At 71.5% G+C, this 23,708-nt stretch carries 19 protein-coding genes; 5 read left to right on the plus strand and 14 right to left on the minus strand.

From position 1 onward, the window contains the following. The first annotated feature begins 16 nt into the window (after positions 1 to 16). Positions 17 to 1,201: a saccharopine dehydrogenase family protein gene (locus ACZ5SK_RS22250; RefSeq protein ID WP_334575415.1), complete on the plus strand. Its 1,185-nt coding sequence runs from the start codon at positions 17 to 19 to the stop codon at positions 1,199 to 1,201. Between the two features lie 42 nt (positions 1,202 to 1,243). Here the strand turns inward: ACZ5SK_RS22250 and ACZ5SK_RS22255 are convergent, their stop codons facing one another. From ACZ5SK_RS22255 to ACZ5SK_RS22265, 3 genes are all read right to left on the minus strand, one after another. Continuing rightward, the gene (locus tag ACZ5SK_RS22255; RefSeq protein ID WP_334575414.1) at positions 1,244 to 2,473 is read right to left on the minus strand and encodes a serine hydrolase domain-containing protein; all 1,230 of its coding nucleotides are present in this window, start codon (positions 2,471 to 2,473) and stop codon (positions 1,244 to 1,246) included. A gap of 67 nt (positions 2,474 to 2,540) precedes the next feature. Beyond that, complete coding sequence (locus tag ACZ5SK_RS22260; protein ID WP_334575413.1) at positions 2,541 to 3,953, minus strand: MFS transporter; 1,413 nt, start codon at positions 3,951 to 3,953, stop codon at positions 2,541 to 2,543. Continuing rightward, positions 3,950 to 4,621, minus strand: a complete 672-nt coding sequence (locus ACZ5SK_RS22265) for a TetR/AcrR family transcriptional regulator (protein ID WP_334575411.1) — start codon at positions 4,619 to 4,621, stop codon at positions 3,950 to 3,952. The genes ACZ5SK_RS22260 and ACZ5SK_RS22265 overlap by 4 nt, the downstream gene beginning before the upstream one ends. 83 nt (positions 4,622 to 4,704) lie before the next feature. Between ACZ5SK_RS22265 and ACZ5SK_RS22270 the strand changes: the two genes are divergently transcribed. Next, entirely contained in the window at positions 4,705 to 5,154 is a 450-nt protein-coding gene (locus tag ACZ5SK_RS22270) for a PPOX class F420-dependent oxidoreductase (protein ID WP_334575410.1), read from the plus strand. Positions 5,155 to 5,268: 114 nt separating this feature from the next. Here ACZ5SK_RS22270 and ACZ5SK_RS22275 read toward each other — a convergent pair whose 3' ends face one another. Continuing rightward, positions 5,269 to 6,612, minus strand: coding sequence for an MFS transporter (locus ACZ5SK_RS22275; protein WP_334575409.1), 1,344 nt, complete (start codon positions 6,610 to 6,612; stop codon positions 5,269 to 5,271). A gap of 297 nt (positions 6,613 to 6,909) precedes the next feature. Further along, entirely contained in the window at positions 6,910 to 7,587 is a 678-nt protein-coding gene (locus ACZ5SK_RS22280) for a TetR/AcrR family transcriptional regulator (protein ID WP_457493999.1), read from the minus strand. A 157-nt stretch (positions 7,588 to 7,744) separates the two neighbouring features. Between ACZ5SK_RS22280 and ACZ5SK_RS22285 the strand changes: the two genes are divergently transcribed. Both ACZ5SK_RS22285 and ACZ5SK_RS22290 read left to right on the plus strand, forming a co-directional pair. Beyond that, positions 7,745 to 8,629, plus strand: a complete 885-nt coding sequence (locus tag ACZ5SK_RS22285; RefSeq protein WP_334575406.1) for a shikimate dehydrogenase — start codon at positions 7,745 to 7,747, stop codon at positions 8,627 to 8,629. A 20-nt stretch (positions 8,630 to 8,649) separates the two neighbouring features. Further along, positions 8,650 to 10,491 carry a bifunctional sugar phosphate isomerase/epimerase/4-hydroxyphenylpyruvate dioxygenase family protein gene (locus tag ACZ5SK_RS22290; protein WP_468576508.1) on the plus strand — a complete coding sequence of 614 codons (1,842 nt, stop codon included), beginning with the start codon at positions 8,650 to 8,652 and terminating at the stop codon, positions 10,489 to 10,491. A gap of 4 nt (positions 10,492 to 10,495) precedes the next feature. Here the strand turns inward: ACZ5SK_RS22290 and ACZ5SK_RS22295 are convergent, their stop codons facing one another. Genes ACZ5SK_RS22295 through tkt form a run of 8 tightly spaced genes read right to left on the minus strand, consistent with a single transcriptional unit; the run spans position 10,496 to position 20,831 of the window. Then, positions 10,496 to 11,938, minus strand: a complete 1,443-nt coding sequence (locus ACZ5SK_RS22295) for a membrane-associated oxidoreductase (RefSeq protein ID WP_334575403.1) — start codon at positions 11,936 to 11,938, stop codon at positions 10,496 to 10,498. 42 nt (positions 11,939 to 11,980) lie between these two features. Continuing rightward, the gene (locus ACZ5SK_RS22300; RefSeq protein WP_334575401.1) at positions 11,981 to 12,574 is read right to left on the minus strand and encodes a histidine phosphatase family protein; all 594 of its coding nucleotides are present in this window, start codon (positions 12,572 to 12,574) and stop codon (positions 11,981 to 11,983) included. Between the two features lie 7 nt (positions 12,575 to 12,581). Beyond that, positions 12,582 to 13,460, minus strand: a complete 879-nt coding sequence (gene gnd, locus ACZ5SK_RS22305) for a phosphogluconate dehydrogenase (NAD(+)-dependent, decarboxylating) (RefSeq protein WP_334581090.1) — start codon at positions 13,458 to 13,460, stop codon at positions 12,582 to 12,584. Between the two features lie 18 nt (positions 13,461 to 13,478). Continuing rightward, the gene (gene pgi, locus ACZ5SK_RS22310; RefSeq protein WP_334575400.1) at positions 13,479 to 15,125 is read right to left on the minus strand and encodes a glucose-6-phosphate isomerase; all 1,647 of its coding nucleotides are present in this window, start codon (positions 15,123 to 15,125) and stop codon (positions 13,479 to 13,481) included. Further along, on the minus strand, positions 15,118 to 16,053 hold the full coding sequence (gene opcA, locus ACZ5SK_RS22315) for a glucose-6-phosphate dehydrogenase assembly protein OpcA (RefSeq protein ID WP_468576510.1): 936 nt from the start codon (positions 16,051 to 16,053) through the stop codon (positions 15,118 to 15,120). The genes pgi and opcA overlap by 8 nt, the downstream gene beginning before the upstream one ends. Then, positions 16,050 to 17,594 carry a glucose-6-phosphate dehydrogenase gene (gene zwf / locus ACZ5SK_RS22320; RefSeq protein WP_334575398.1) on the minus strand — a complete coding sequence of 515 codons (1,545 nt, stop codon included), beginning with the start codon at positions 17,592 to 17,594 and terminating at the stop codon, positions 16,050 to 16,052. Before zwf ends, opcA begins: the two co-directional genes overlap by 4 nt. Further along, complete coding sequence (gene tal, locus ACZ5SK_RS22325) at positions 17,594 to 18,736, minus strand: transaldolase (protein WP_334575396.1); 1,143 nt, start codon at positions 18,734 to 18,736, stop codon at positions 17,594 to 17,596. The genes zwf and tal overlap by 1 nt, the downstream gene beginning before the upstream one ends. Before the next feature lie 19 nt (positions 18,737 to 18,755). Continuing rightward, positions 18,756 to 20,831, minus strand: a complete 2,076-nt coding sequence (tkt, locus tag ACZ5SK_RS22330; RefSeq protein WP_468157047.1) for a transketolase — start codon at positions 20,829 to 20,831, stop codon at positions 18,756 to 18,758. Between the two features lie 146 nt (positions 20,832 to 20,977). Between tkt and ACZ5SK_RS22335 the strand changes: the two genes are divergently transcribed. After that, on the plus strand, positions 20,978 to 21,895 hold the full coding sequence (locus tag ACZ5SK_RS22335) for a helix-turn-helix domain-containing protein (protein WP_334575394.1): 918 nt from the start codon (positions 20,978 to 20,980) through the stop codon (positions 21,893 to 21,895). Positions 21,896 to 22,164: 269 nt separating this feature from the next. On the opposite strand, the gene ACZ5SK_RS22340 is transcribed toward ACZ5SK_RS22335, so the two are convergent. Further along, positions 22,165 to 23,556 (minus strand): glycoside hydrolase family 16 protein, encoded by a 1,392-nt coding sequence (locus tag ACZ5SK_RS22340; RefSeq protein WP_334575392.1) that lies wholly within the window; start codon positions 23,554 to 23,556, stop codon positions 22,165 to 22,167. Positions 23,557 to 23,708 lie beyond the last annotated feature (152 nt).

Raw genomic sequence — 23,708 nt, forward strand, 5'->3', positions numbered from 1 at the left:
GTAGGGGAGTTCGACGGTGTCTGACCTCGTTCCCGCGAACGGCACCGTCCACTGGGTCGGCGCCGGTCTCTCCACCGGCAGTGGACTGGCCGCCTTGTGCGAGCGCACCGACCGGGTACGCCTGTGGCACCGTACGGCGGAGCGAGCCGCCGAGGCCCTCGACCGGCTCGGCCTGAGCGGACGCGCCGAGCCGCGCGCCTACACGCTCGACGCGCTCACGGCCGAACTGGCCCCCGGGGACGTCGTGGTGTCGATGCTCCCCGCCCCCGAGCATGCCGCGCTGCTGTCGGCGTGCGTGGCCCGGCGGGCCCACTTCGCCTGCTCCAGCTATGTCTCGGACACGGTCCTTGAGCAGGTGCCCGCCGCCGAGGCGGCCGGGATCGTCGTGCTCACCGAGGCCGGCCTCGACCCCGGTATCGACCACCTCTTCGCGCACAGCCTCGTGGCCCGCGCCCGGGAGGCGATCGGCGACGACACGTCGGCCTCGTACCGCCTCACCTCGTACTGCGGCGGCATCCCCGCCGTACCCAACGAGTTCAAGTACCGCTTCAGCTGGGCGCCCCTCGGCGTCCTCAACGCCCTGCGCTCACCCGCGCGTTACATCGACGACGGCACCGAGACCGTGGTCGGCCGGCCCTGGGAGGCGACCCGCGAGCACCTCGTCGGCGGGGCGGCCGAGGAGAGCTTCGAGGTCTACCCCAACCGCGACAGCGTCCCCTTCATCGAGCAGTACGAACTGCCGCAGGCCTGGAAGCCGCGGACCTTCGTGCGCGGCACGCTGCGTCTGAACGGCTGGCTGCGCGCGTGGGACACGGTGTTCGAGGAGCTGAAGGCCGGCGACGACGCCCGGATCACCGCCCTGGCCCGGGAGTTGGCGGCCGCGTACCCCACCACTGACACCGACCGCGACCGGGTGGTCCTGGCGGTGTCCCTTGCGGTGGACGCGGACAACGGCGGCGAAGTCGGCCACAACGGCTTGGCCTGGTACGGGAGTTACCTCCTGGACCTGGAGGGCGACGCCAGGGAGAGCGCCATGGCCCGCTGTGTCTCCCGGCCTCTCGCCCTCGGCGTCCGGCACATCCTGGACGGCTCGTTGCCGCCGGGGCTGAGCCGGGCGGCCGAGACGGCGGCGAGGTCCGAGGAATGGCTGCGGGAACTCGCCCACGAGGGCCTGGAGTTCACGCTGCGGGCCGACGGCTGAGGCGGTCCGCACAGGTCTGCGTGGTCTGCGTCGGCTGCCGTCTCAGCCCGTGATCGACTCGTGGACCAGTCGCTTCAGGTCGGGGTACAGCTTCAGGGACCTGCGTGGCCTCAGCTGGGTCAGGAACTGGACGGTCACGTCGTGCTCCGGGTCGACCCAGAACGTCGTCGTGGCGACGCCGCTCCAGCCGTAGGCGCCGAGGCCGGCGGGGGCCTGGGTGCGCTCCGGGTCGACGACCACGGAGACGCCGAGGCCGAAGCCGACGCCGTCGTTGCCGGGTTCGTCGTGGGCGGGGCGGCTGCCGAAGGCGCGCAGGTCGGCGCCGCCGGGGAGGTGGTTGCGGGTCATCAGGTCGACCGTCTCCGGGGCGAGGAGGCGGACGCCGTCCAGTTCGCCGCGGCGGCGCAGCAACTCGGTGAAGCGGTGGATGTCGTACGCGGTCGCCACCATGCCGCCGCTGCCGGACAGGAACCGCGGCCGGCCGGACAGCGGCAGGCCCGGGATCGGCTCGATACGGCCGTCGTCGGTGTCGCCGTACAGCTCCGCCAGCCGGCCCGCCTGCTCGTCCGTGATCTGGAAACCGGCGTCCGGCATGCCGAGCGGGCGGAAGATCCGCTCGGCGATGAACTCGTCCAGCGGCCGGCCGGAGACGACCTCGATGATCCGGCCCAGGACGTTGGTGGCCACCGAGTAGTTCCACTGCGTGCCCGGCTCGAACTGCAACGGCAGCCTCGCGTACGCCTCCACCGTCCCGGCCAGGTCCGAGCCCGGCAGCACCGCCGACTCCAGACCGGCCTCGCGGTAGAGCGCGTCGACGGGATGACAGTGGTAGAAGGCGAAGGTCAGACCCGCGGTGTGGGTCATGAGGTGCTTCACGAGCAGCGGTTGCCCGACCGGGCGGGTGGTGAGCCCCGAGCCGGTGCCGCCCGCGTACACCCGCTGGTCGGCGAAGGCCGGGAGGTGCTCGGCGACCGGGTCGTCGAGCCGCAGCCGGCCCTCCTCCATCAGTATCAGCGCGGCGACCGACGTGACCGGCTTGGTCATGGAGTAGATCCGGTAGAGGGTGTCGGGCTCGACCGGCAGCCCGGCGGCGACGTCGCGACGGCCGTGTGCGGTCAGGTGGGCGACCCGGCCGCCACGGGAGACGGCCACGAGGAAGCCCGGCAGGCGCCCTTCGTCGACATAGTGCGCGATGTGCTGGTCGAGGCGGTCCAGCGCCTTCGCGTCCAGCCCGACCTCGCTCGGGTCGACCTCTTGTCGCAGCAGTGCCATCGTTCTCCTCCGGTGCGCTCTCTCAAGGTGCGGTCCAGGCACTACCCCGCCCGGAGGACCTCAGACCTCATGGTCGCGTAGGGAACGCGTGTGCGGACCCCTTTTCGACGCCCTGTCCTGTGTGCGTTGCGTCGCTTCCACCAGCCGGGGGACCGCCGGAAGGGGAATGCGCGCCGGGGCGCGCGCGGCTCGGCAGCGCCCGGCAGAGCGGCAGCGCCGCCGCGGTCGCGGCCGCCAGCACGAGGAGAGGCGTACGCGCCGGGCCGAGACCCATCAGCAGGGTCGCCGACGCCACGCCCAGCACCGGGCCCACGTTCATCGCCGTCTGCTGCAACCCGCCCGCGACCCCGGCCCACTCTGCGGGGGCCTGCCGTACGACGACATGGGTCGCCGCGACCATCACGGCGCCGAACCCGGCGCCCACCAGCGCGAACCCGGCGCAGAAGGCGACGGACCCGGAGGCTCGGGCGAGCACGATGAGGCCGACGGCGAGGAGGGCCGTCGCCCCCGCGACCGTGGCGCGGGCGCCGGCCCGGCGCAGCAGGACGGCGGAGACGGGCGCGGCGGCCACCAGGAACACCGCCAGCGGCAGGCTGAGCAGCGCGCTGCGCAGCGGCGTCAGCCCCAGATCGTCCTGGAGGACGTAGACGCAGACGAACAGCCCGCCGTTCAGGGCCGCGGACGCGACGACGAGCACGCCGAGCGCCCCGCCCACCGCCGGGGAGCCCACCACGTCCGGCGGCAGCACGGGAGAGGCGGTGCGGCGTTCGTGCCGTACGAAGGCGGCGCCGACGGCGAGGGCGACCGGGGCCGACCAGGTGAGAGCGGGCAGGCTGACGAGGGCGTGCACCAGACAGGCCAGGGCCACGGCCGCCAGCAGGGCGCCGGGGATGTCGAGCGGGACGGGGGCGGGGGAGCGTGGGAGGTCCTGGTCCCCGTCTCGGGAGGTAAGAGCGAGTGCGCCGAACAGCAGCGTGGGCGCGATGGTGAGGAGGAACACCGACCGCCAGCCGAACTCCGTGGCCAGTGCCCCGCCCACCACCGGTCCGGCCGCCGCGGCCACGCCGATGCAGGCGGTACGGACCGCGATCGGCGTCCGCAGCCGGTCGGGTGGGTACGCCGTCCGCAGCATCCCCAGCGTGGCCGGTTGCAGCAGGGCCCCGAACACTCCCTGGACGACCCGGAGTCCGATCACCCAGCCGACGCCCGGCGCCAGCACGATGCCCGCCGAGGCGGCGCCGAAGCCGAGCATGCCGACGGCGTAGGCGCGCCGGTGGCCGTAGCGGTCGCCCAGCCGCCCGGCGAACAACAACAGGCCTGCCACCGCGACGAGATAGCCGGTGCTGGTCCACTGGACCTGGGCGAAGGAGGCGTGCAGGTCGCGGCGCAGGGTGGGCTGGGCGACGGTGAGCACCGTGCCGTCCAGGGCGACCACCATGGCACCGGCCACACTGCTCGCGAGCGCCAGGGGACGGTTCACCTCGCGGCCCGCGGACCGAGATGCGCGTCCAGAGTCGTGTGCAGGAGCACGGTGAAGTCCTCAGCCCCCGTGGCGAGTTGGAGGCTTCCCCAGCGCCACAGCTGGGCGATGCCGTGCAGGTTCGCCCACACGGCCCCCGCGACGGCTCGCGCGTCGGCGTCGGGGCGCGCCCGGCCGATCAGGTCCACCAGCACGCCGAACAGCGGCAGACTGGTGTCCCGCAGTCGCAAGTGGCCGCTCTCCAGCAGGTCATGACGGAACATCAGCTCGTACATTCCAGGGTTCTCCAGGGCGAACTCCAGGTAGACGTGGGACAGTTCGGCCACTCGCTGGCGTGGGTCCGTGCTCGCGCCATCACCGGAGCCGCTCGCCGTCACGCGTACGCCGAGGTCGGTGAAACCGCGGTGGGCGATGGCCGACAGCAGCTCCAGATGGGTGGGGAAGTAGCGGCGCGGCGCCCCGTGCGAGACTCCCGCCCGCCGGGCGATCTCCCGTAGCGTCAGCGCCCCGACGCCCTCCCGGGACACCAGGTCCACGCCGACGCCGACGAGGCGGGTGCGCAGGTCCTGATCGGAGGACTGCCGACCGGACGAGTGCTGGTCGGACGAGCGTTGGTCGGACGAGTCCTGGTCGGGCGAGTGCGGGTCGGGCGGCTCCGATCTGTGCATAGACAGTGTCTACTCGATGAACGTAGACACCGTCTACTACCGGCGGCGGGGAATGTGCGCCGAGGGGTGCGGGTTGTGCGGATATGACTCAGGACACGACGCAGAACGCACTGCTCGCGCAGCTCTCCGAGAGCCGCGGCGGGGTACTGGTCACCCTCAAGCGAGACGGCCGCCCCCAGCTGTCGAACGTCTCGCACCACTACTACCCGGACGAGGGCGTCATCCGGATCTCCGTCACGGACGACCGCGCCAAGACCCGCAACCTGCGCCGTGATCCCCGGGCCTCGTACCACGTGAGCGCCCCCGACCATCGTGCCTACACGGTCGCCGAGGGCACCGCCGACCTCACGCCGGTCGCCGAGGACCCCTACGACGACACCGTCGAGGAACTGATCCGCCTCTACCGCGACGTCATGGGTGAGCACCCCGACTGGGAGGACTACCGCGCCGCCATGGTCCGCGACCGCCGCCTGGTGCTGCGCCTGCGCGTCGAGCGGGCGTACGGCATCCCGAAGGGCGCCAACGACGGCTAGTGGATCTGCCGCCCCACCCCCGAGCCCCCCGAGCCCCCGGCGCCGCGAAGGCGTCCGGGGGCTCGGGAGGTCGGGGGAGGGCCGAGAGGGGCCCGGGCGGCGTGAGCCGCTGAATCAGGCGGTCACGGTTTCCGGCTGGGCCGCCTTGTGCGCGTCCCGCTCGCCCAGCAGTTCCGTCGGGACCTTCGCGGTCTCCCGGGCCGACAGGGCCGCGATCACCGGCGGGACGCACAGCGCCGCCGTGAAGAGGGCCACCGAGGACCAGTCGTCGCCGTCCGGGCCCGCGATCCGCGCGGCGAAGGTGACCGCGAAACCGGCCACGGCGAAGCCGATCTGGGTGCCGATCGCCATGCCGGACAGCCGGACGCGGGTGGAGAACATCTCGCCGTAGAAGGAGGGCCACACCCCGTTGGCGGCGCTGTAGACCACGCCGAACGTGACGATGCCCAGGAGCAGGACCAGCGGGTAGGAGCCGGTGGAGATCGCCCACAGGTAGGCGAACATCATCACCGCGCTGCCGGCCGCGCCGATCAGGAACACCGGCCGGCGGCCGACACGGTCGGCGAGCGTGGCCCACAGGGGGATGGCCGCCAGCGCGACCAGATTGGCCAGCGCGCCGACCCACAGCATGGAGGTCCGGCTCATGCCGACCGTGTCGCTGGTCGCGTACGCCAGCGCCCACACGGTGAAGATGGTGCTGACCGAGGCGACCAGCGCACCCGCGATCACCCGCAGGACGTCCGCCCAGTGCTCGCGCAGCAGCACCGCCAGCGGCAGTTTGACGACATCGCCGGTGGCCTGCTGGGCGGCGAAGGCCGGGGTCTCCTCCAGCTTGCGGCGGATGACGTAGCCGACGACGGCGACCGCGATGCTCAGCCAGAACGGCACCCGCCACCCCCACGACAGCAGCTGGTCCTCGGGCAGTGCGGCGATCGGGATGAAGACGAGCGTGGCGAGGAGCTGACCGCCCTGGGTGCCGCTGAGGGTGAAACTGGTGAAGAAGCCCCGCCGGTGCGGCGGCGCGTGTTCCAGCGTCATGGAGTTGGCGCTGGCCTGCTCGCCGGCCGCGGAGATGCCCTGCAGGACACGGCACAGCACCAGCAGGACCGGCGCGAGGCCGCCGACCTGGGCGCGGGTGGGCAGGCAGCCGATGAGGAACGTCGAGACGCCCATCAGGATGAGCGTGAAGACCATGATCTTCTTACGGCCCATCCGGTCGCCGAAGTGGCCGAGGAAGAGCGCGCCGACGGGCCGGGCCGCATAGGCGACGCCGAACGTGGCCAGCGACAGCAGGGTCGCGGTGGCCGGGTCGGACTCGTCGAAGAAGACCTTCGGGAAGATCAGGGCGGCCGCGCTGCCGTAGATGAAGAAGTCGTAGTACTCCAGGGCGCTGCCGATCCAGGCGGCCATGGCGGCCTTCTTCGGCTGGCCGGGGGGTGCGGTGGAGGGGACGGACACGGCGTGCTCCTTCGGGGGAACTCCAACGTAAGTGGAGTGAGCGATGGGGAGAAGTGCCGGATCCCAGGGGTGACGGGACGGCCCGGCCGCGCCGGGCGCGCTCCGGCTAATTAACCCACTAGGTAGTTAGTGGTGATGGGTAGGGATGTTGCGCTCACGTTTCCCGGGTGTCAAGAGGCTGCGCGCACGCCGCGGCTCGGCCCGCTCGGCCCGCTCAGCCCGCTCGGTCCCGATCGGCCCGCGGTCCGCTCGGTTCCCTCGGCCCGCCCGCTCCGCTCAGTTCGCCGACGGCTCCGCTCAGTTCGCCGACGGCTCCGTCGTCCGCTCCGCCGTCAGATAGGCGATCACCATGTCGCCGAGCATGGTGCGGTAGTGCTCGCGCTGGGCCGGGTCGACCAGGTCGCGGCCGAACAGCGCGCCGAACGTGTGCCGGTTGGCCACCCGGAAGAAGCAGAACGAGCTGATCATCGCGTGCAGGTCGACGGCGTCCACCTCCGCCGTGAACAGGCCGGACTCCTGCCCGGAGGCCAGGATGCGGCGGATCACGTCGAGCGCGGGGGAGCCGATCCGCCCGAGCTTCTCGGAGGCGGCGATGTGCTCGGCCTCGTGGATGTTCTCGATGCTCACCAGGCGGATGAAGTCGGGATGCTCCTCGTGGTGGTCGAAGGTCAGCTCCGCCAGCCGGCGGATGGCCGCGACCGGGTCGAGGTGCTCCACGTCGAGCCGCTGCTCCGCCTCGCGGATCACGCCGTACGCCCGCTCCAGGACGGTGGTGAACAGTTGCTCCTTGCCGCCGAAGTAGTAGTAGATCATCCGTTTCGTGGTGCTGGTGAGGGCGGCGATGTCGTCCACCCGGGCACCCGCGTAGCCGACTCTGGCGAACTCGCGGGTGGCCACGTCGAGGATCTCGGCCTGGGTGCGGGCGGCGTCACGGCTGCGCCCGGCGGGTCGTACCGGTTCGTCGACGCTGGTCATCGGGTTCCTTCGGGCGGTGGGGCGCTGCATGGTCGCGTGACGGGATTCTAGAAGCCCCGCCCGGTCCCGTGGCGAGAGAGGGCTTCCCCCGCGGCCCGGCGTGATGCTATGACTAACTCACCAGTTCGTACATTAGTCGGTGCATAGGAGGTTTGCCGTGGCCGTCGTCTCCCAGGACTCGTATCTCGTCGGGCTGATCGGTTCCGGGATCGGCCCGTCGCTCAGCCCGGCGCTGCACGAACGGGAGGCCGACCGGCAGGGGCTGCGTTACCTGTACCGCCTCCTCGACCTCGACGCCCTCGGGACCCGCCCCGAGGCGGTGGGCGACCTGGTGCGGGCCGCGCGCGACCTCGGCTTCGACGGCCTCAACATCACGCATCCGTGCAAGCAGCTGGTCATCCCACACCTGGATGCGCTCTCCGCGCAGGCCGAGGCGCTCGGCGCGGTCAACACGGTCGTCTTCGAGGACGGCCGGGCCGTCGGCCACAACACCGACGTAACCGGTTTCGCCGCCTCTTTCGCACGGGGGCTGCCGGATGTCCCGCTGGAGCGCGTCGTGCAGCTGGGTGCGGGCGGCGCCGGCGCGGCCGTCGCGCACGCCACGCTCACCCTCGGCGCCGGGCAGGTCACCGTCGTGGACGCGCTGCCCGACCGGGCCGCGGACCTCGCCGGCTCGCTGAACCGCCACTTCGGTCCCGGCCGGGCCGCGTATGCCACCCCGGACCGGCTGGCCGACCTGCTCGCGGGTGCCGACGGCATCGTGCACGCCACCCCCACCGGCATGGCCGCCCACCCCGGCCTGCCGTTCCCCGCGGAGCTGCTGCGCCGCGGCCTGTGGGTCGCCGAGGTCGTCTACCGCCCCCTGGAGACCGAGCTGCTGCGCACCGCCGCAGCCCTGGGCTGCGCCACGCTCGACGGCGGCGGCATGGCCGTCTTCCAGGCCGCGGACGCGTTCCGTCTGTTCACCGGCCGTGAGCCCGACAGTGCCCGCATGCTCGCCGACATCGCCGAGCTGGCCGGCGCCGTCGCCGCCCCGAAGTAATCCGAAGCAGAGGTGCCCAGGTGCGTACGTCCATAGCAACCGTTTCCCTCAGCGGATCCCTCACCGAGAAGCTCACGGCCGCCGCCGGGGCCGGATTCGACGGCGTGGAGATCTTCGAGAACGACCTGCTCGCCAGCCCCCTCACCCCGCAGGAGATCCGCGCCCGCTGCGCCGACCTCGGCCTGAGCGTCGACCTCTACCAGCCGATGCGGGACATCGAGGCCGTGCCCGCCGAGGAGTTCGCCCGCAACCTGCGCCGTGCCCGGCACAAGTTCGAGCTGATGGGCCGGCTCGGCGCGGACACCGTCCTGGTCTGCTCCAGCGTCTCCCCGCAGGCCACCGACGACGACGCGCTCGCCGCCGAGCAGTTGAGCCGACTGGCCGACCTGGCCCAGGACTTCGGCATCCGCGTCGCCTACGAGGCGCTCGCCTGGGGACGGCACGTCAGCACGTACGACCACGCCTGGCACATCGTCGAGACGGCCGGTCACCCGGCGCTCGGCACCTGCCTGGACAGCTTCCACATCCTCTCCCGGGGCAGCGATCCGAAAGCCGTCGAGGACATCCCCGGCGAGAAGATCTTCTTCCTCCAACTGGCCGACGCCCCGCTGCTCGGCATGGACGTCCTGCAGTGGAGCCGGCACCACCGCTGCTTCCCCGGCCAGGGCGGATTCGACGTCGCCGGGCTGGTGAAACACGTCCTGCGCACCGGTTACGACGGACCGCTCTCCCTCGAGGTCTTCAACGACGTCTTCCGGCAGGCCGAGGCCGGCCCCACCGCTGTCGACGCCCGCCGCTCCCTGCTCCTCCTGCAGGAGGAGCTCGGCCTCGCCGACCTGCCCTCCCCGGCCGCCCCGACCGGCGTCGCCTTCGCCGAACTCGTCACCCACGACGCCGAACCCCTCACCGCCCTGCTCGGCGGGCTCGGCTTCGCCCGCACCGCCCGCCACCGCGGCAAACCGGTCGAGCTGTGGGAGCAGGGCGAGGCCCGCATCCTGGTCAACACCGGCCCGGCCGCCCTCCCCCACCCTCGGCTTCGCCCGAGCGGGGGGACCTCCACCGACGGCACCGCCCTCGCCGCGATCGGCCTGGAGTCACCCGACCCGGCCGCCGCCGCGCGCCGCGCCGAGGCCCTGCTCGCACCCGTGCTGCCCCGCCGCCGCGCCGCCGGGGACGTCCCGCTCGACGCCGTCGCCGCCCCCGACGGCACCGAGCTCTTCCTGTGCGCGACGAACCGGCCCGGACTGCCCGACTGGCGCGCCGACTTCGAAGACCTGCCGGGCAGCCCCGTCCCCGCACCCGCCCCGGCGCCCACGGCCCCGGCGGACGTCCGCATCGACCACATCGCGCTCACCCAGCCCTGGCACCATTTCGACGAGGCGGTCCTCTTCCACCGCGGTGTCCTCGGCCTCGACGCCCAGGAGAGCGTCGACGTCGCCGACCCCTACGGGCTGCTGCGCAGCCGCGCGGTCACCAACGCCGACGGCAGCGTCCGCTTCCCGCTCATCGTCGGCGCCGCCCCCGGCGACGGCACCGCGCAGGCCCGGCACATCGCGCTGGCCACCGACGACGTGCTCGCCGCGGCCCGCCGCGTCACCGCGGCCGGCGGCCGCCTGCTGCGCATCCCGGCGAACTACTACGACGACCTCGCGGCCCGCTTCGCGTTCGCCGACGGCGAGCTGGAGACCTACCGCGACCTCGGCATCCTCTACGACCGGGACGAGCACGGCGTCTTCATGCACTGCTACACGCACACCGTCGGCCGCGTGTTCTTCGAACTCGTCCAGCGCGACGGCGGCTACCAGGGCTACGGCGCCGCGGGCGCGCCGGTGCGGCTGGCCGCGCAGCACGCCGTGCGCTGACCTCCTACTGCCGGCTGACGGTCCTGGTCACACCGGCGACGACCGTGGTGGCGAGGATCCAGCCGGTGACGATGAGGACGTAGGAGAGCGTCTGGTACCAGCCGGTCGGCGCGAACGCGTCCTCCTGCCCGAAGGAGATCACCGGCAGCAGCAGGTCGAGGGTGTAGAAGACCGGGTTGAAGTGGGGCGCCTCGCCCGCCTTGAGCGCGGGCGGGTGGTGTCCCGCGTAGACGATCGAGCCGACGGCGAGCAGTGACAGCAGCCAGATCGCGGCGCGCAGCGGGCGGAAGCCGTAGCCGACGGCTCCGTCCTGGAGCCGGCCCCATACCTTGCCGTACCAGGGGAGCGTGGAACGGCGGCGGCGCTGCTTGGCGAGCTGCACGAGCCGGGCGGCCTGGTCGTCGCCGATGCGCCGGTACGCGGCGGTGAGCTGTTCGTATGCGTGCGGGTCGAACCCCTCGCCGTCGCGCTCCAGCATCGGCAGCCGGCGTTCGGCGGGCTCGTGCGGGGTGAGGAACGTGTAGGTGAGGTCGAGGAGGCGGACCTGCTGGGGGAGCATCTCCGGCTCCACGTCGAACTGGTTGATCTCGGCGCGCCGCAGGTTCAGCATGCCCTCGACCGGGGCGCCCCGGCGCAGCCACAACTCGCCGATCACGCAGCTGCTGGCCCGCAGGGCGGTGGCGCCGGGATTGGACAGGCGGGCGTCCAGCAGATCCACCCGGCCGGGGACGCGCGCGCCGCGCAGGTCGATCCGGCCCTGGGCGCGCAGCCGCCGGGCGAGCAGATTGGTGCCGACGCCGAGGGCCTCGGCCTGGAGGACGTTGGCGCCGGGGTTGGTGAGCTGCGCGTCCTCCAGATCGAGCGTGCCGGCGATGGTGGCGCCGTCGAGCCGGATCATGCCGTGCGTGCGCAGGCCTCGGGCACAGAGGTCGTCCTCGATGGTGACCTGGTTGAGCTGGAGCACCGGTTGGGTGGGGTCTGCCGCGGTGATCTCCGCCTGGTCCACGAACAGCGCTCCGGAGATCTGCGCTCCGCCGAGGCGCACCGGGCCGCCGATTCGGCAGCGCGTCAGCCGCAGACTGCCGTCGATCCGGGTCCGTGCCGCCGCCAGACCGGGCAGCACCGAGTCACGCAGGTTGAAGTAGTTGAGCTGGGCGCCGGAGAGACGGGGGACCTCCTCGAAGCGGCAGTACATGATGCGCACGACGCTGTCGATGGAGGCGTACCGCAGATCCAGCGGGCCGGTGATCAGCGCCCCCATGACCTTGAGCGCCGCGATCTCCCCTGCCTCCCGTGGGCCGTTGAGGAGCAGCGCCCGCAACACGGCCGCGCGGACGGTCCGTTCGGGGCCGTCCTCCTCGCCCTGCCCGCGCAGGTCCACGGTCGCCCCTGTGGCGAAGGCCCGCCAGAGTCGCTGTTCGGCCGGTGTCAGATCGTTGATCTCCATCAGCCGCGACTCTGGCGGGCTTCGTCGAGCGGTGTCAACCGGCTATGCGCGCACGTTCCATTCGGCGATCACGGGCCGCCCGTGCTCGGTCGACAGCCGGCTGATCGTGCCCGTGGCCAGCTGGAACAACCGCCCGTCGGCGGGCGGCAGGCCGAGCCGACGGGCCGTCAGGACGCGCAGGAAGTGGCCGTGTGCGACCAGCACGGCGTCACCGCCGCAGTTCTGCAGCGCCGCGTCCACCCGGGCCAGCACCCGGTCCGCGCGCCGCCCGATCTCCTCGGGCGACTCGCCCGGGTGACTGTCGGGGCCGGGCGGCACGCCGTCGGTCCACAGGTCCCAGGTGGGACGGGAGCGATGGATCTCGACGGTGGTGACGCCCTCGTAGGCGCCGTAGTCCCACTCGTGCAGGTCGGGTTCGGGTACGGCCCCGGAGACGCCCGCGAGCTCGGCGGTGCGGGCCGCCCGGTGCAGCGGGCTGGTCAGGGCGAGGCAGAAGGGCCGGCCGGTCAGGAGCGGGGCGAGGGACTTGGCCTGTTCCTCGCCGTGTGCGGTGAGGGGCAGGTCGGTCCAGCTGGTGTGCTGTCCCGACACGCTCCACTCCGTCTCCCCGTGGCGGACCAGCAGAAGATCCCCCACGGCGGGCCTACTTCGCCGACTCGACGGCGTGGCCGCCGAACTGGTTGCGCAGCGCGGCGATCATCTTCATCTGCGGCGAGTCCTCCTGGCGGGAGGCGAACCGTGCGAAGAGGGACGCCGTGATGGCGGGCAGCGGTACGGCGTTGTCGATGGCGGCCTCGACCGTCCACCGCCCCTCGCCGGAGTCCTCCGCGTAGCCGCGCAGCTTGTCCAGGTGCACGTCCTCGTCGAGGGCGTTGACGGCCAGGTCGAGCAGCCAGGAACGGATCACGGTGCCCTCCTGCCAGGACCGGAAGACCTCGCGCACGTTCTCCACGGAGTCCACCTTCTCCAGCAGCTCCCAGCCCTCGGCGTAGGCCTGCATCATGGCGTACTCGATGCCGTTGTGGACCATCTTCGAGAAGTGCCCGGCGCCGACCCGGCCCGCGTGGACGTAGCCGTACGGGCCCTCGGGCTTGAGCGCGTCGAAGATCGGCTGGAGCCGGTCGACGTGCTCCTTCTCGCCGCCGACCATCAGGGCGTAGCCGTTCTGCAGGCCCCAGACGCCGCCGGAGACACCGGCGTCGACAAAGCCGATGCCCTTGGCTCCGAGTTCCTCGGCGTGCTTCTCGTCGTCCGTCCAGCGGGAGTTGCCGCCGTCGACGACGGTGTCGCCGCTCTGGAGCAGGTCGGCGAGTTCGTCGACGACGGACTGGGTGGGCGCGCCGGCCGGCACCATCACCCAGACGGTGCGGGGGGCTTCGAGCTTGGCGACGAGTTCGGCGAGGTCCTTGACGTCGGATACCTCGGGGTTGCGGTCGTAGCCGACGACGGTGTGGCCGGCGCGGCGGATCCGCTCGCGCATGTTGCCGCCCATCTTGCCCAGACCGATGAGGCCCAGCTGCATCGATGTCATGTCAGTTCTCTACTTCCTGAGTTCGCGGTAGGCGGCGACGAGAGCGGCGGTGGAGGGATCGAGGCCGGGGACCTCGGCGCCCTGGGTGAGGGCGGGTTCGACGCGCTTGGCGAGGACCTTGCCCAGCTCCACGCCCCACTGGTCGAAGGAGTCGATGTTCCACACCGCGCCCTGCACGAACACCTTGTGCTCGTAGAGGGCGATGAGCTGACCGAGGACCGACGGGGTCAGCTCGGGGCTGAGGATCGTGGTCGTGGGGTGGTTGCCCTGGAAGGTGCGGTGCGCGACCTGTTCCTCCGCCACGCCCTCCGCCCGGACCTCCTCGGCGGTCTTGCCGAAGGCGAGCGCCTGCCCCTGCGCGAACAGGTTCGCCATCAACAGGTCGTGCTGAGCCTTGAGTTCGTCGCTCAGCTCGTCGACGGGACGGGCGAAGCCCAGGAGGTCGGCCGGGATGAGCTTCGTGCCCTGGTGGATCAACTGGTAGTAGGCGTGCTGCCCGTTGGTGCCCGGGGTGCCCCACACCACCGGCCCGGTCTGCCACTGCACGGGCCGGCCCGCGCGGTCCACCGACTTGCCGTTGGACTCCATGTCGAGCTGCTGGAGATAGGCGGTGAACTTCGACAGGTAGTGGCTGTAGGGCAGTACGGCATGCGACTGCGCGTCGAAGAAGTTGCCGTACCAGATGCCCAACAGGCCGAGGATCAGCGGGGCGTTGGACTCGGCCGGGGCGGTGCGGAAGTGGTCGTCGACGATCCTGAACCCGTCGAGCAGCTCCCGGAACCGCTCCGGGCCGATGGCGATCATCAGCGACAGGCCGATCGCCGAGTCGAAGGAGTAGCGGCCGCCGACCCAGTCCCAGAACTCGAACATGTTGGCCGTGTCGATGCCGAAGCCGGCGACCTTCTCGGCGTTCGTGGACAGCGCGACGAAGTGCTTCGCGACCGCCTTCTCGTCGCCCCCGAGGCCCTTGAGCAGCCAGGTCCGGGCCGAAGTGGCGTTGGTGATCGTCTCGATCGTGGTGAACGTCTTGGAGGCGACGATGAACAGGGTCTCCGCGGGGTCCAGGTCGAGGAGCGCCTCGTGCAGGTCGGCGCCGTCGACGTTCGACACGAAGCGGAACGTCAACTCCCGTGCCGTGTACGCCCGCAGCGCCTCGTACGCCATCGCGGGGCCCAGGTCGGAGCCGCCGATGCCGATGTTGACGACATTGCGGATCGGGCGGCCGGTGTGCCCGGTCCACTCGCCGGAGCGGACGCGCTCGGCGAAGCCGCTCATCCTGTCCAGCACGGCGTGCACCTGGGGGACGACGTTCTCGCCGTCGACCTCGACGACGGCGCCGGAGGGGGCGCGCAGCGCGGTGTGCAGGACCGCGCGGTCCTCGGTGAGGTTGATCCGCTCGCCGCGGAACATGGCGTCGCGCAGCCCGAACACGTCGGTGGCGGCGGCGAGTTCGCGCAGCAGGGCGAGCGTCTCGTCGGTGACCAGATTCTTGGAGTAGTCGATGCGCAGGTCGCCGACGCGGACCACGTAGCGCTGTGCGCGCCCCGGGTCCGCCGCGAACAGCTCCCGCAGGTGCGCCTGCCAGCGGGCGCGGTGGTCCTCCAGGGCGGCCCACTCGGGCCGCCGGTCGAGCCGGGAGGAGGAGGTGTCAGACATGGGAAGAGGTCTCCTTGGCGGCCTCGCCCCGCAGGGCGACGGCGTACATCTCGTCCGCGTCGAGGCGCCGAAGCTCCTCGGCGATGAGTTCGGAGGTGGCGCGGACCTTCAGGGCGAGGGTGCGCGAGGGCTGGCCGGGCAGGGTGAGCGTGGCCAGGGGGCCCTCGGGGCGGTCGATGACGATGTCGCCGTCCGCGGTGCCCAGGCGCACGGCCGTGACGACCGGTCCGGCGGTGACGACGCGGTCGATCGTGACGTTGAGCCGCGCCTCCAGCCAGCGGGCCAGCAGCTCCGCGGCGGGGTTGTCCGCCTCGGCCTCCACGGCCCCCGAGACGATCGGCACGCGGGCCTGGTCCAGGGCCGCCGCCAGCATCGAGCGCCACGGCGTGAGCCGGGTCCAGGCGAGGTCGGTGTCGCCGGGGGCGTAGGAGCGCGTCCGGGCCTGAAGTGCCGCCAGCGGGTTCTCGACGGCGTAGAGGTCGGTGATCCGGCGCTGCGCGAGCGCGCCCAGCGGGTCCTTGGCGGGGTTCTCCGGCGCGTCCACCGGCCACCACACGACGACCGGCGCGTCCGGCAGCAGCAGGGGCAGGACGACGGAGTCGGCGTGCTCGGACACCTCGCCGTACGTCCGCAGGACCACCGTCTCGCCGGTGCCGGCGTCGGCGCCCACCCGGACCTCGGCGTCCAGCCGGGAGGCCGTACGGTCGCGCGGGGTGCGGGCGTGCCGCTTGATGACGACCAGGGTGCGCGCCGGGTGCTCGTGCGACGCCTCCTCGGCCGCCTTGATCGAGTCGTAGGCGTTCTCCTCGTCCGTGACGATCACCATCGTCAGGACCATGCCCACGGCCGGTGTGCCGATGGCGCGGCGACCCTGCACCAGCGCCTTGTTGATCTTGCTTGCCGTGGTGTCGGTCAGGTCGATCTTCATGGCCTGCGCCAGCTCCGTCCGTCTCGTGCGAGCATCTCGTCGGCTTCCTCGGGTCCCCAGCTGCCCGAGGCGTACTGCGCGGGCCTGCCGTGCCGTGCCCAGTACTCCTCGATCGGGTCGAGGATCCTCCAGGACTCTTCCACTTCCTGGTGGCGCGGGAAAAGGTTGGCGTCGCCGAGCAGCACGTCCAGGATGAGGCGCTCGTACGCCTCGGGGCTGGACTCGGTGAAGGACTCGCCGTAGGCGAAGTCCATCGTGACGTCCCGGATCTCCATCGAGGTGCCCGGCACCTTGGAGCCGAACCGCACCGTGATGCCCTCGTCCGGCTGGACGCGGATGACGATGGCGTTCTGCCCGAGCTCCTCGGTGGCCGTGGAGTCGAAGGGGGAGTGCGGCGCCCGCTGGAAGACCACCGCGATCTCGGTGACCCGGCGGCCGAGACGCTTGCCGGTGCGCAGGTAGAACGGCACGCCCGCCCAGCGGCGGTTGTCGACGTTCAGCTTGACCGCGGCGAACGTGTCCGTGGTGGAGGCCGGGTCGATGCCGTCCTCCTCCAGGTAGCCGCGCACCTTCGCGCCGCCCTGCCAGGCGCCCGCGTACTGCGCCCGCACGGTGTGCCGGCCGAGGTCCTCGGGCAGCTTCACCGCCTTCAGCACCTTCAGCTTCTCGGTGAGCAGCGAGGCCGCGTCGAAGGAGGCGGGCTCCTCCATCGCGGTCAGCGCCATCAGCTGCAGGAGGTGGTTCTGGATGACGTCACGGGCCGAGCCGATGCCGTCGTAGTATCCGGCCCGGCCGCCGATGCCGATGTCCTCGGCCATCGTGATCTGGATGTGGTCCACGAAGGACCGGTTCCAGATCGGCTCGAACATCGTGTTCGCGAACCGCAGCGCCAGGATGTTCTGGACGGTCTCCTTGCCCAGGTAGTGGTCGATGCGGAAGACCTGGTCGGGTTCGAAAACGTCGTGCACGACCGTGTTGAGCTCCTGGGCGCTGGCCAGGTTGTGCCCGAACGGCTTTTCGATGACGGCCCGTCGCCAGGCCCCCTCCGGCGCCTTCGCCAGCCCGTGCTTCTTCAGCTGCTCGACGACCTTGGGGAAGAACTTCGGCGGCACGGAGAGGTAGAAGGCGAAGTTGCCGCCCGTGCCGCGGGAGGTGTCCAGCTCGTCCACGGCCGCCTTGAGCTGCTTGAACGCCGTGTCGTCGTCGAAGTCGCCGGGGACGAACCGCATGCCCTCGGCGAGCTGCTGCCAGACCTCCTCGCGGAACGGGGTCCGCGCGTGTTCACGCACCGCGTCATGGACGACCTGCGCGAAGTCCTGGTCCTCCCAGTCGCGGCGGGCGAAGCCGACGAGGGAGAAGCCCGGCGGAAGCAGACCGCGGTTGGCGAGGTCGTACACCGCAGGCATCAGCTTCTTGCGGGACAGGTCGCCGGTCACGCCGAAGATGACGAGGCCGGACGGGCCCGCGACGTTGGGGAGGCGTCGGTCGCGGGGATCCCTCAGTGGGTTCTCCCAGTCCGCGCCGAGCGTACCGGTACTCATTACGCGTCAACTCCCTTGCTCATCAGCGACTTCGTGACCGCGTCCAGAAGGTCCTGCCACGCCGTCGCGAACTTGGCGACACCTTCGTCCTCCAACCGGGTGACGACCTCGGCGTAGGAGATGCCGAGTGCCTCGACGGCGGCGAGGTCGGCACGGGCCTGCGGATAGCCGCCGGTCACCGTGTCGCCGGTGATGTCGCCGTGGTCGGCGGTGGCGTTCAGCGTGGCCTCGGGCATGGTGTTGACCGTGCCCGGTGCGACGAGATCGTCCACATACAGCGTGTCCTTGTATGCGGGATCCTTCACCCCGGTGGACGCCCAGAGCGGACGCTGCCTGTTCGCCTTGGCCCCGGCGAGCGCGGTCCAGCGGTCCCCCGCGAACACCTCTTCGTAGGCCTCGTAGGCGAGGCGCGCGTTGGCGAGCGCCGCCCGGCCCTTCAGCGCGAGGGCCTCGTCGGTGCCGAGGACGGTGAGCCGCTTGTCGATCTCGGAGTCGACACGGGAGACGAAGAAGGAGGCGACGGAGTGGATGGCGGCCAGGTCCAGGCCCCTGGCCTGCGCCTTCTCCAGGCCCGCCAGATAGGCGTCCATGACCTCGCGGTAGCGCTCCAGCGAGAAGATCAGCGTGACGTTGACGCTGATGCCGAGGCCGACGACCTCGGTGATCGCCGGCAGGCCCGCCTTCGTCGCCGGGATCTTGATCATGACGTTGGGACGGTCGACCAGCCAGGCGAGCTGCTTGGCCTCGGCGACGGTGGCCGCCGTGTCATGGGCCAGACGGGGGTCGACCTCGATGGAGACCCGACCGTCGACACCCTGCGATGCGCTGTACACGGAACGCAGGATGTCCGCTGCGGCCCGCACATCGGCCGTCGTCATCATCCGCACGGCCTCGTCGACCGTGACGCCCCGCACCGCCAGGTCGGCGAGCTGCTCCTCGTAGCCCTCGCCGGAGCCGATGGCGGCCTGGAAGATGGACGGATTGGTGGTGACGCCGACGACGTTCTTCGTCTCGACGAGTTCGGCGAGGTTGCCGGAGGCGATCCGGCGCCGCGACAGGTCGTCCAACCAGATGGACACGCCCTCGTCGGACAGGCGCTTGAGCGCTCCCGCGGTCGCGGTTGCTTCGGTCACTGTGATCATCTTCTTTCTGGCGGTCGGATCAACCACGCGCGGCGGCGAGCGATTCCCGGGCTGCGGCGGCGACGTTCTCGGCGGTGAAGCCGTACTCGGCGAACAGGGTCCCCGCGTCGGCGGAGGCGCCGAAGTGCTCCAGCGAGACGATGCGTCCCGCGTCGCCCACGAACCGGTGCCAGGTGAGACCGATGCCGGCCTCGACCGCGACCCGGGCCTTCACCGACGGCGGAAGCACTCGGTCGCGGTACTCGCGCGGCTGCTCCTCGAACCACTCCACGGACGGCATCGACACCACTCGGGCGCCGATCCCCTCGGCCTGGAGCGCCTCGCGCGCGGCGACGGCGAGCTGCACCTCGGAGCCGGTGGCGATGAGGATGACGTCCGGTACCTCGGAAGAGGAGTCCTGGAGCACATAACCGCCCTTCGCCGCATCGGAGTTGGGCGCGTACGTCGGTACGCCCTGGCGGGTGAGGGCCAGGCCGTGCGGGGCCGGGTGGGTGGCGTGCCGCTTGAGGATCTCGGCCCAGGCGATCGCCGTCTCGTTGGCGTCGGCGGGGCGGACGACGTTCAGGCCCGGGATGGCGCGCAGCGACGCGAGGTGCTCGACCGGCTGGTGGGTGGGGCCGTCCTCGCCGAGACCGATGGAGTCGTGCGTCCACACATACGTCACGGGCAGTTGCATCAGTGCCGCCATTCGCACGGCGTTGCGCATGTAGTCGGAGAACACCAGGAACGTGCCGCCGTAGATGCGGGTGTTGCCGTGCAGCGCGATGCCGTTCATCTCCGCGGCCATCGAGAACTCGCGGATCCCGAAGTGGACGGTACGGCCGTACGGGTCGGCCCCGGGCAGCGGGTTGCCCCTGGGCAGGAAGGAGGACGTCTTGTCGATGGTGGTGTTGTTGGAGCCGGCGAGGTCGGCGGAGCCGCCCCACAGCTCGGGGAGGACCGCGCCGAGCGACTGGAGCACCTTGCCGGACGCCGCCCGGGTGGCGACGGACTTGCCGGGCTCGAACACCGGCAGTGCGTCCTCCCAGCCCTCGGGGAGCTGACCTGCGACGACCCGGTCGAACAGCTGGGTGCGCTCCGGGTTGGCGGCCCGCCACTCGGCCACCCGCTTGTCCCAGGCCGCGTGGGCCTCGGCGCCGCGGTCCAGGGCGGCGCGGGTGTGCGCGAGGACCTCGTCGGTCACCTCGAAGGACCGCTCGGGGTCGAAGCCGAGGACGCGCTTGGTGGCGGCGACCTCGTCCGCGCCGAGGGCGGAGCCGTGGGAGGCCTCGGTGTTCCGGGCGTTCGGGGCGGGCCAGGCGATGATCGTGCGCAGCGAGATGATCGAGGGGCGCCCCGTCTCGGCCTGGGCGGTCTTCAGGGCCCCGTACAGGGCGGGGACGTCGATGTCGCCGTTTTCTGTGGGCTCCACACGCTGGGTGTGCCAGCCGTAGGCCTCGTACCGCCCCAGCACGTCCTCGGAGAACGCGGTCGCGGTGTCACCCTCGATGGAGATGTGGTTGTCGTCGTAGACGAAGACCAGGTTGCCGAGCTTCTGGTGGCCGGCCAGCGAGGACGCCTCCGCGGAGACGCCCTCCTCCAGGTCGCCGTCGGAGACGATCGCCCAGATCGTGTGGTCGAACGGCGAGGTGCCCTCGGGGGCGTCCGGGTCGAACAGACCGCGCTCGTAGCGGGCGGCCATCGCCATGCCGACGGCGTTGGCGACACCCTGGCCGAGCGGTCCGGTGGTGGTCTCGACGCCCGCGGTGTGCCCGTACTCGGGGTGACCCGGCGTCTTCGAGCCGTGCGTGCGGAAGCTCCTGAGGTCGTCCAGCTCCAGTTCGTAGCCGGACAGGAAGAGCTGGGTGTAGAGCGTCAGCGAGGTGTGTCCGGGGGACAGGACGAAGCGGTCGCGGCCGGTCCACTCGGGGTCCGCCGGATCGTGCCGCATCACCTTCTGAAAGATCGTGTACGCGACCGGGGCCAGGCTCATGGCCGTTCCGGGGTGCCCGTTGCCCACCCGCTGCACGGCGTCGGCCGCGAGAACACGCGCGGTGTCGACGGCACGCCGGTCGATGTCGGTCCACTCGAAGCTGTTCGGTGTCTGCGTGCTCATCTTCAAGAAGTCCTCGATAGGAGGGGGTCAGCTGCTCTGTTGCGTTCAAACTTAAAAGTCGGACTTTTACGGGGGAAGGTCGCCGTGTGTCAGCCTGTGGTGAAAGTGGGACACGGACGGCGTGACCGGGGCGGCGCGAGAAGGACATGGTGGACAGAACCATCCAAGACGGAGACGGTGACGGCGGTGTGGACGGGATCAGAACGTTCCCCTTCCCGGTCGAGCTGAGCGTCGGCGGCGTCGGCATGCAGGTGGGCCCCATGGGCGCCGGCCGCACCTGGCACGCGGACGACGCGCCGCTGGACCGCGTGCACCGCATCGACTTCCACGTCGTGATGCTCTTCGACGACGGCCCCGTCCGCCACATGATCGACTTCGCCGAGTACGAGGCGACGGCCGGCGACGTGCTGTGGATCCGCCCGGGCCAGGTCCACCGTTTCTCGAAGTCGAGCGAGTACCGCGGAACGGTCCTGACCATGCAGCCCGGTTTTCTGCCCCGTGCCACCGTCGAGGCCACCGGCCTGTACCGCTACGACCTGCCGCCGCTGCTGCATCCGCGGGAACGGGAGCTCGCGGGCCTGCGCGCGGCCCTGACCCACCTCCAGGGGGAGTACGACGACGGCGGCGCCGACGGCACCCTGCCCGTCAGTCTGCACACGGCGGTGCTGCGGCACTCGCTGACCGCGTTCCTGCTGCGGCTGGCGCACCTCGCGGCGAGCGGCGCGGAGGCGGCGCGCCGCCAGGCCGACACCACGTTCACACTCTTCAGGGACGCCGTCGAGAAGGACTTCGCCACCAACCACAGCGTCAGCGCCTATGCCGACGCCCTCGGCTACTCCCGCCGCACCCTGGTCCGCGCGGTCCGCTCGGCCACCGGCGAGACGCCCAAGGGCTTCATCGACAAGCGGGTCGTCCTGGAGGCGAAGCGGCTCCTGGCCCACACGGACCTGCCGATCGGCCGGGTCGGCGCGGCCGTGGGCTTCCCCGACCCGGCGAACTTCTCCAAGTTCTTCCAACTGCACACGGGACACACCCCGGTGGCCTTCCGCGCCGAACTGCGCTGACGAGGCCGTGCAGCGGGGGCGCCCGCCGGGGCCGCCCCCGGGGCGATGCGGCACAACTGGGACTCCGACGTGGGCGACCAGGGCGAAACCCAGCTGCGGGGACGGACTCGGGCGGCCGGCGCGGTCGACGCGGCGCACCGCACCGGCCCGGCCGGGAACCCCGGGTCTCCCCGACGCCGGCCAGGCCATGGTGGGGTTCTGCATGGCGGCGACGCCAGAGGGCTGACGTATGCGTGAAGGTCAACCGTCCGGCGTCGCCGGGGAGTTGCTCAGTGCCCGAAGGTGAACCAGTTGACGTTCACGAAGTCCGCCGGCTGGCCGCTGGTGAAGGTCAGATAGACGTCGTGGGTGCCCGTGACGGAGCTGATGTTCGCGGGGACCGTCCGCCAGGACTGCCAGCCACCGGTGTTGGCCACCGAGAAGCTGCCGATGGGCGGTGCCGTACGGCTGTCGAGGCGCACCTCGACCAGTCCGCTCACCCCGCCGGCCGCACCGCTCGCGACCCGCGCGTTGAACTGGGTCGCCGCCTTGGAACCGAAGTTGACGGCCTTGAACAGTGCCCAGTCGCCGTTCGCGAGGGAGCCGATGTCCTGGCCGCCGCCGGTGTCGGTCGTGGCCTCGGTGGCCGTGCCCGACTGGCTGTCGTAGGACTCGGCCTGGATCGTGCCGTAGGCGTCCCGGCTGCCGGACGGCGGCGGGGTGGTGCCGCCGCCGCTGCCGGCGGCCTGGAGCACCTGCACGTAGTCCACCACCATCGGGTGCCCCGGCTCGGTGGCGGCGTCCAGGCCGCCGCCGAAGGCGTCCGGGAACGCGCCGCCCATCGCGACGTTCAGGATGACGAAGTAGCCGTGGTTGGTGGCGTTCGTCCAGGTCGTCGCGTCGACCTGGTTCGCGGTGACCGTGTGGTAGTTGACGCCGTCGACGTAGAAGCGGATCGCCTCCGGAGTCACCGAGCGGTCCCACTCCATCGCGTAGGTGTGGAAGCCGGACTGACAGGTCGTGTTCGGACAGGCGACGGAGTTGCCGATGCCGGTGGTCTCGTTGCACGGGCCGCCCGGGTTGGTGCCGCAGTGCATCGTCGCCCACACCTTGTTCAGGCCCTGGACGTTCTCCATGATGTCCAGCTCGCCGACGCCCGGCCAGTTCTGGTAGTTGCCCCGGTACGGAGCGCCCAGCGTCCAGAACGCGGGCCAGTAGCCCTCGGCGGCGGTGCCGGTCACATTGGGCATCTGCAGCCGGGCCTCGACCCGCAGCTTGCCGCCGGACGGCGGCTGGAAGTCGGTGCGCTTGGTCTCGATGCGGCCCGAGGTCCAGTTGCCGGCCGAGTCGCGCAGCGGGGTGATGCGCAGGTTGCCGTTGCCGTCGAGTGAGACGTTGTTGGTGCTGTTGGTCATCGTCTCCACCTCGCCGGTGCCCCAGTTGGCCGGCCCGCCCGGATACGAAGTCCCGGTGCTGTACTGCCAGTTGGAGCTGTTGACGCCGGTGCCCGCGGCGCCGGTGAAGTCGTCGAGGAAGACCTGCGTCCAGCCGGACGGGGGCGTGGGCGCGGAGGCGTTCGCGGGCAGGGTGACGGCCGCCGCCGCTGCGGCCGCCAGCCCGAGCGTGCTGAGCACGGCGACGAGCGCGCGTCGCCGTCTGGGTATGCCGGAGGTTGCACTCATGGGGGTGCCTCTCGGGTACGGGGGGAGGTGCGCGGGTGACTTCGAGAGCACGTCGAGAGCACGTCGAGAACACTCTGAGAGCGCTCTCAAAGTGGGCCCAATGTGCTCTCCGTCCCGAAGGCCGTCAAGACTTAAAACAAGGAAAGTCCTTT

Source organism: Streptomyces sp. NPDC031474, from assembly GCF_055581185.1.

Excerpts from the sequence above, each read along its gene's own strand:
- ACZ5SK_RS22255 (WP_334575414.1), bottom strand. The coding sequence starts at position 2,473 with ATGGCACTGCTGCGACAAGAGGTCGACCCGAGCGAGGTCGGGCTGGAC.
- ACZ5SK_RS22265 (WP_334575411.1), bottom strand. The coding sequence starts at position 4,621 with ATGCACAGATCGGAGCCGCCCGACCCGCACTCGCCCGACCAGGACTCG.
- ACZ5SK_RS22270 (WP_334575410.1), top strand. The coding sequence starts at position 4,705 with ATGACTCAGGACACGACGCAGAACGCACTGCTCGCGCAGCTCTCCGAG.
- ACZ5SK_RS22280 (WP_457493999.1), bottom strand. The coding sequence starts at position 7,587 with ATGACCAGCGTCGACGAACCGGTACGACCCGCCGGGCGCAGCCGTGAC.
- ACZ5SK_RS22295 (WP_334575403.1), bottom strand. The coding sequence starts at position 11,938 with ATGGAGATCAACGATCTGACACCGGCCGAACAGCGACTCTGGCGGGCC.
- gnd (WP_334581090.1), bottom strand. The coding sequence starts at position 13,460 with ATGCAGCTGGGCCTCATCGGTCTGGGCAAGATGGGCGGCAACATGCGC.
- pgi (WP_334575400.1), bottom strand. The coding sequence starts at position 15,125 with ATGTCTGACACCTCCTCCTCCCGGCTCGACCGGCGGCCCGAGTGGGCC.
- opcA (WP_468576510.1), bottom strand. The coding sequence starts at position 16,053 with ATGAAGATCGACCTGACCGACACCACGGCAAGCAAGATCAACAAGGCG.
- zwf (WP_334575398.1), bottom strand. The coding sequence starts at position 17,594 with ATGAGTACCGGTACGCTCGGCGCGGACTGGGAGAACCCACTGAGGGAT.
- tal (WP_334575396.1), bottom strand. The coding sequence starts at position 18,736 with ATGATCACAGTGACCGAAGCAACCGCGACCGCGGGAGCGCTCAAGCGC.
- tkt (WP_468157047.1), bottom strand. The coding sequence starts at position 20,831 with ATGAGCACGCAGACACCGAACAGCTTCGAGTGGACCGACATCGACCGG.
- ACZ5SK_RS22335 (WP_334575394.1), top strand. The coding sequence starts at position 20,978 with ATGGTGGACAGAACCATCCAAGACGGAGACGGTGACGGCGGTGTGGAC.
- ACZ5SK_RS22340 (WP_334575392.1), bottom strand. The coding sequence starts at position 23,556 with ATGAGTGCAACCTCCGGCATACCCAGACGGCGACGCGCGCTCGTCGCC.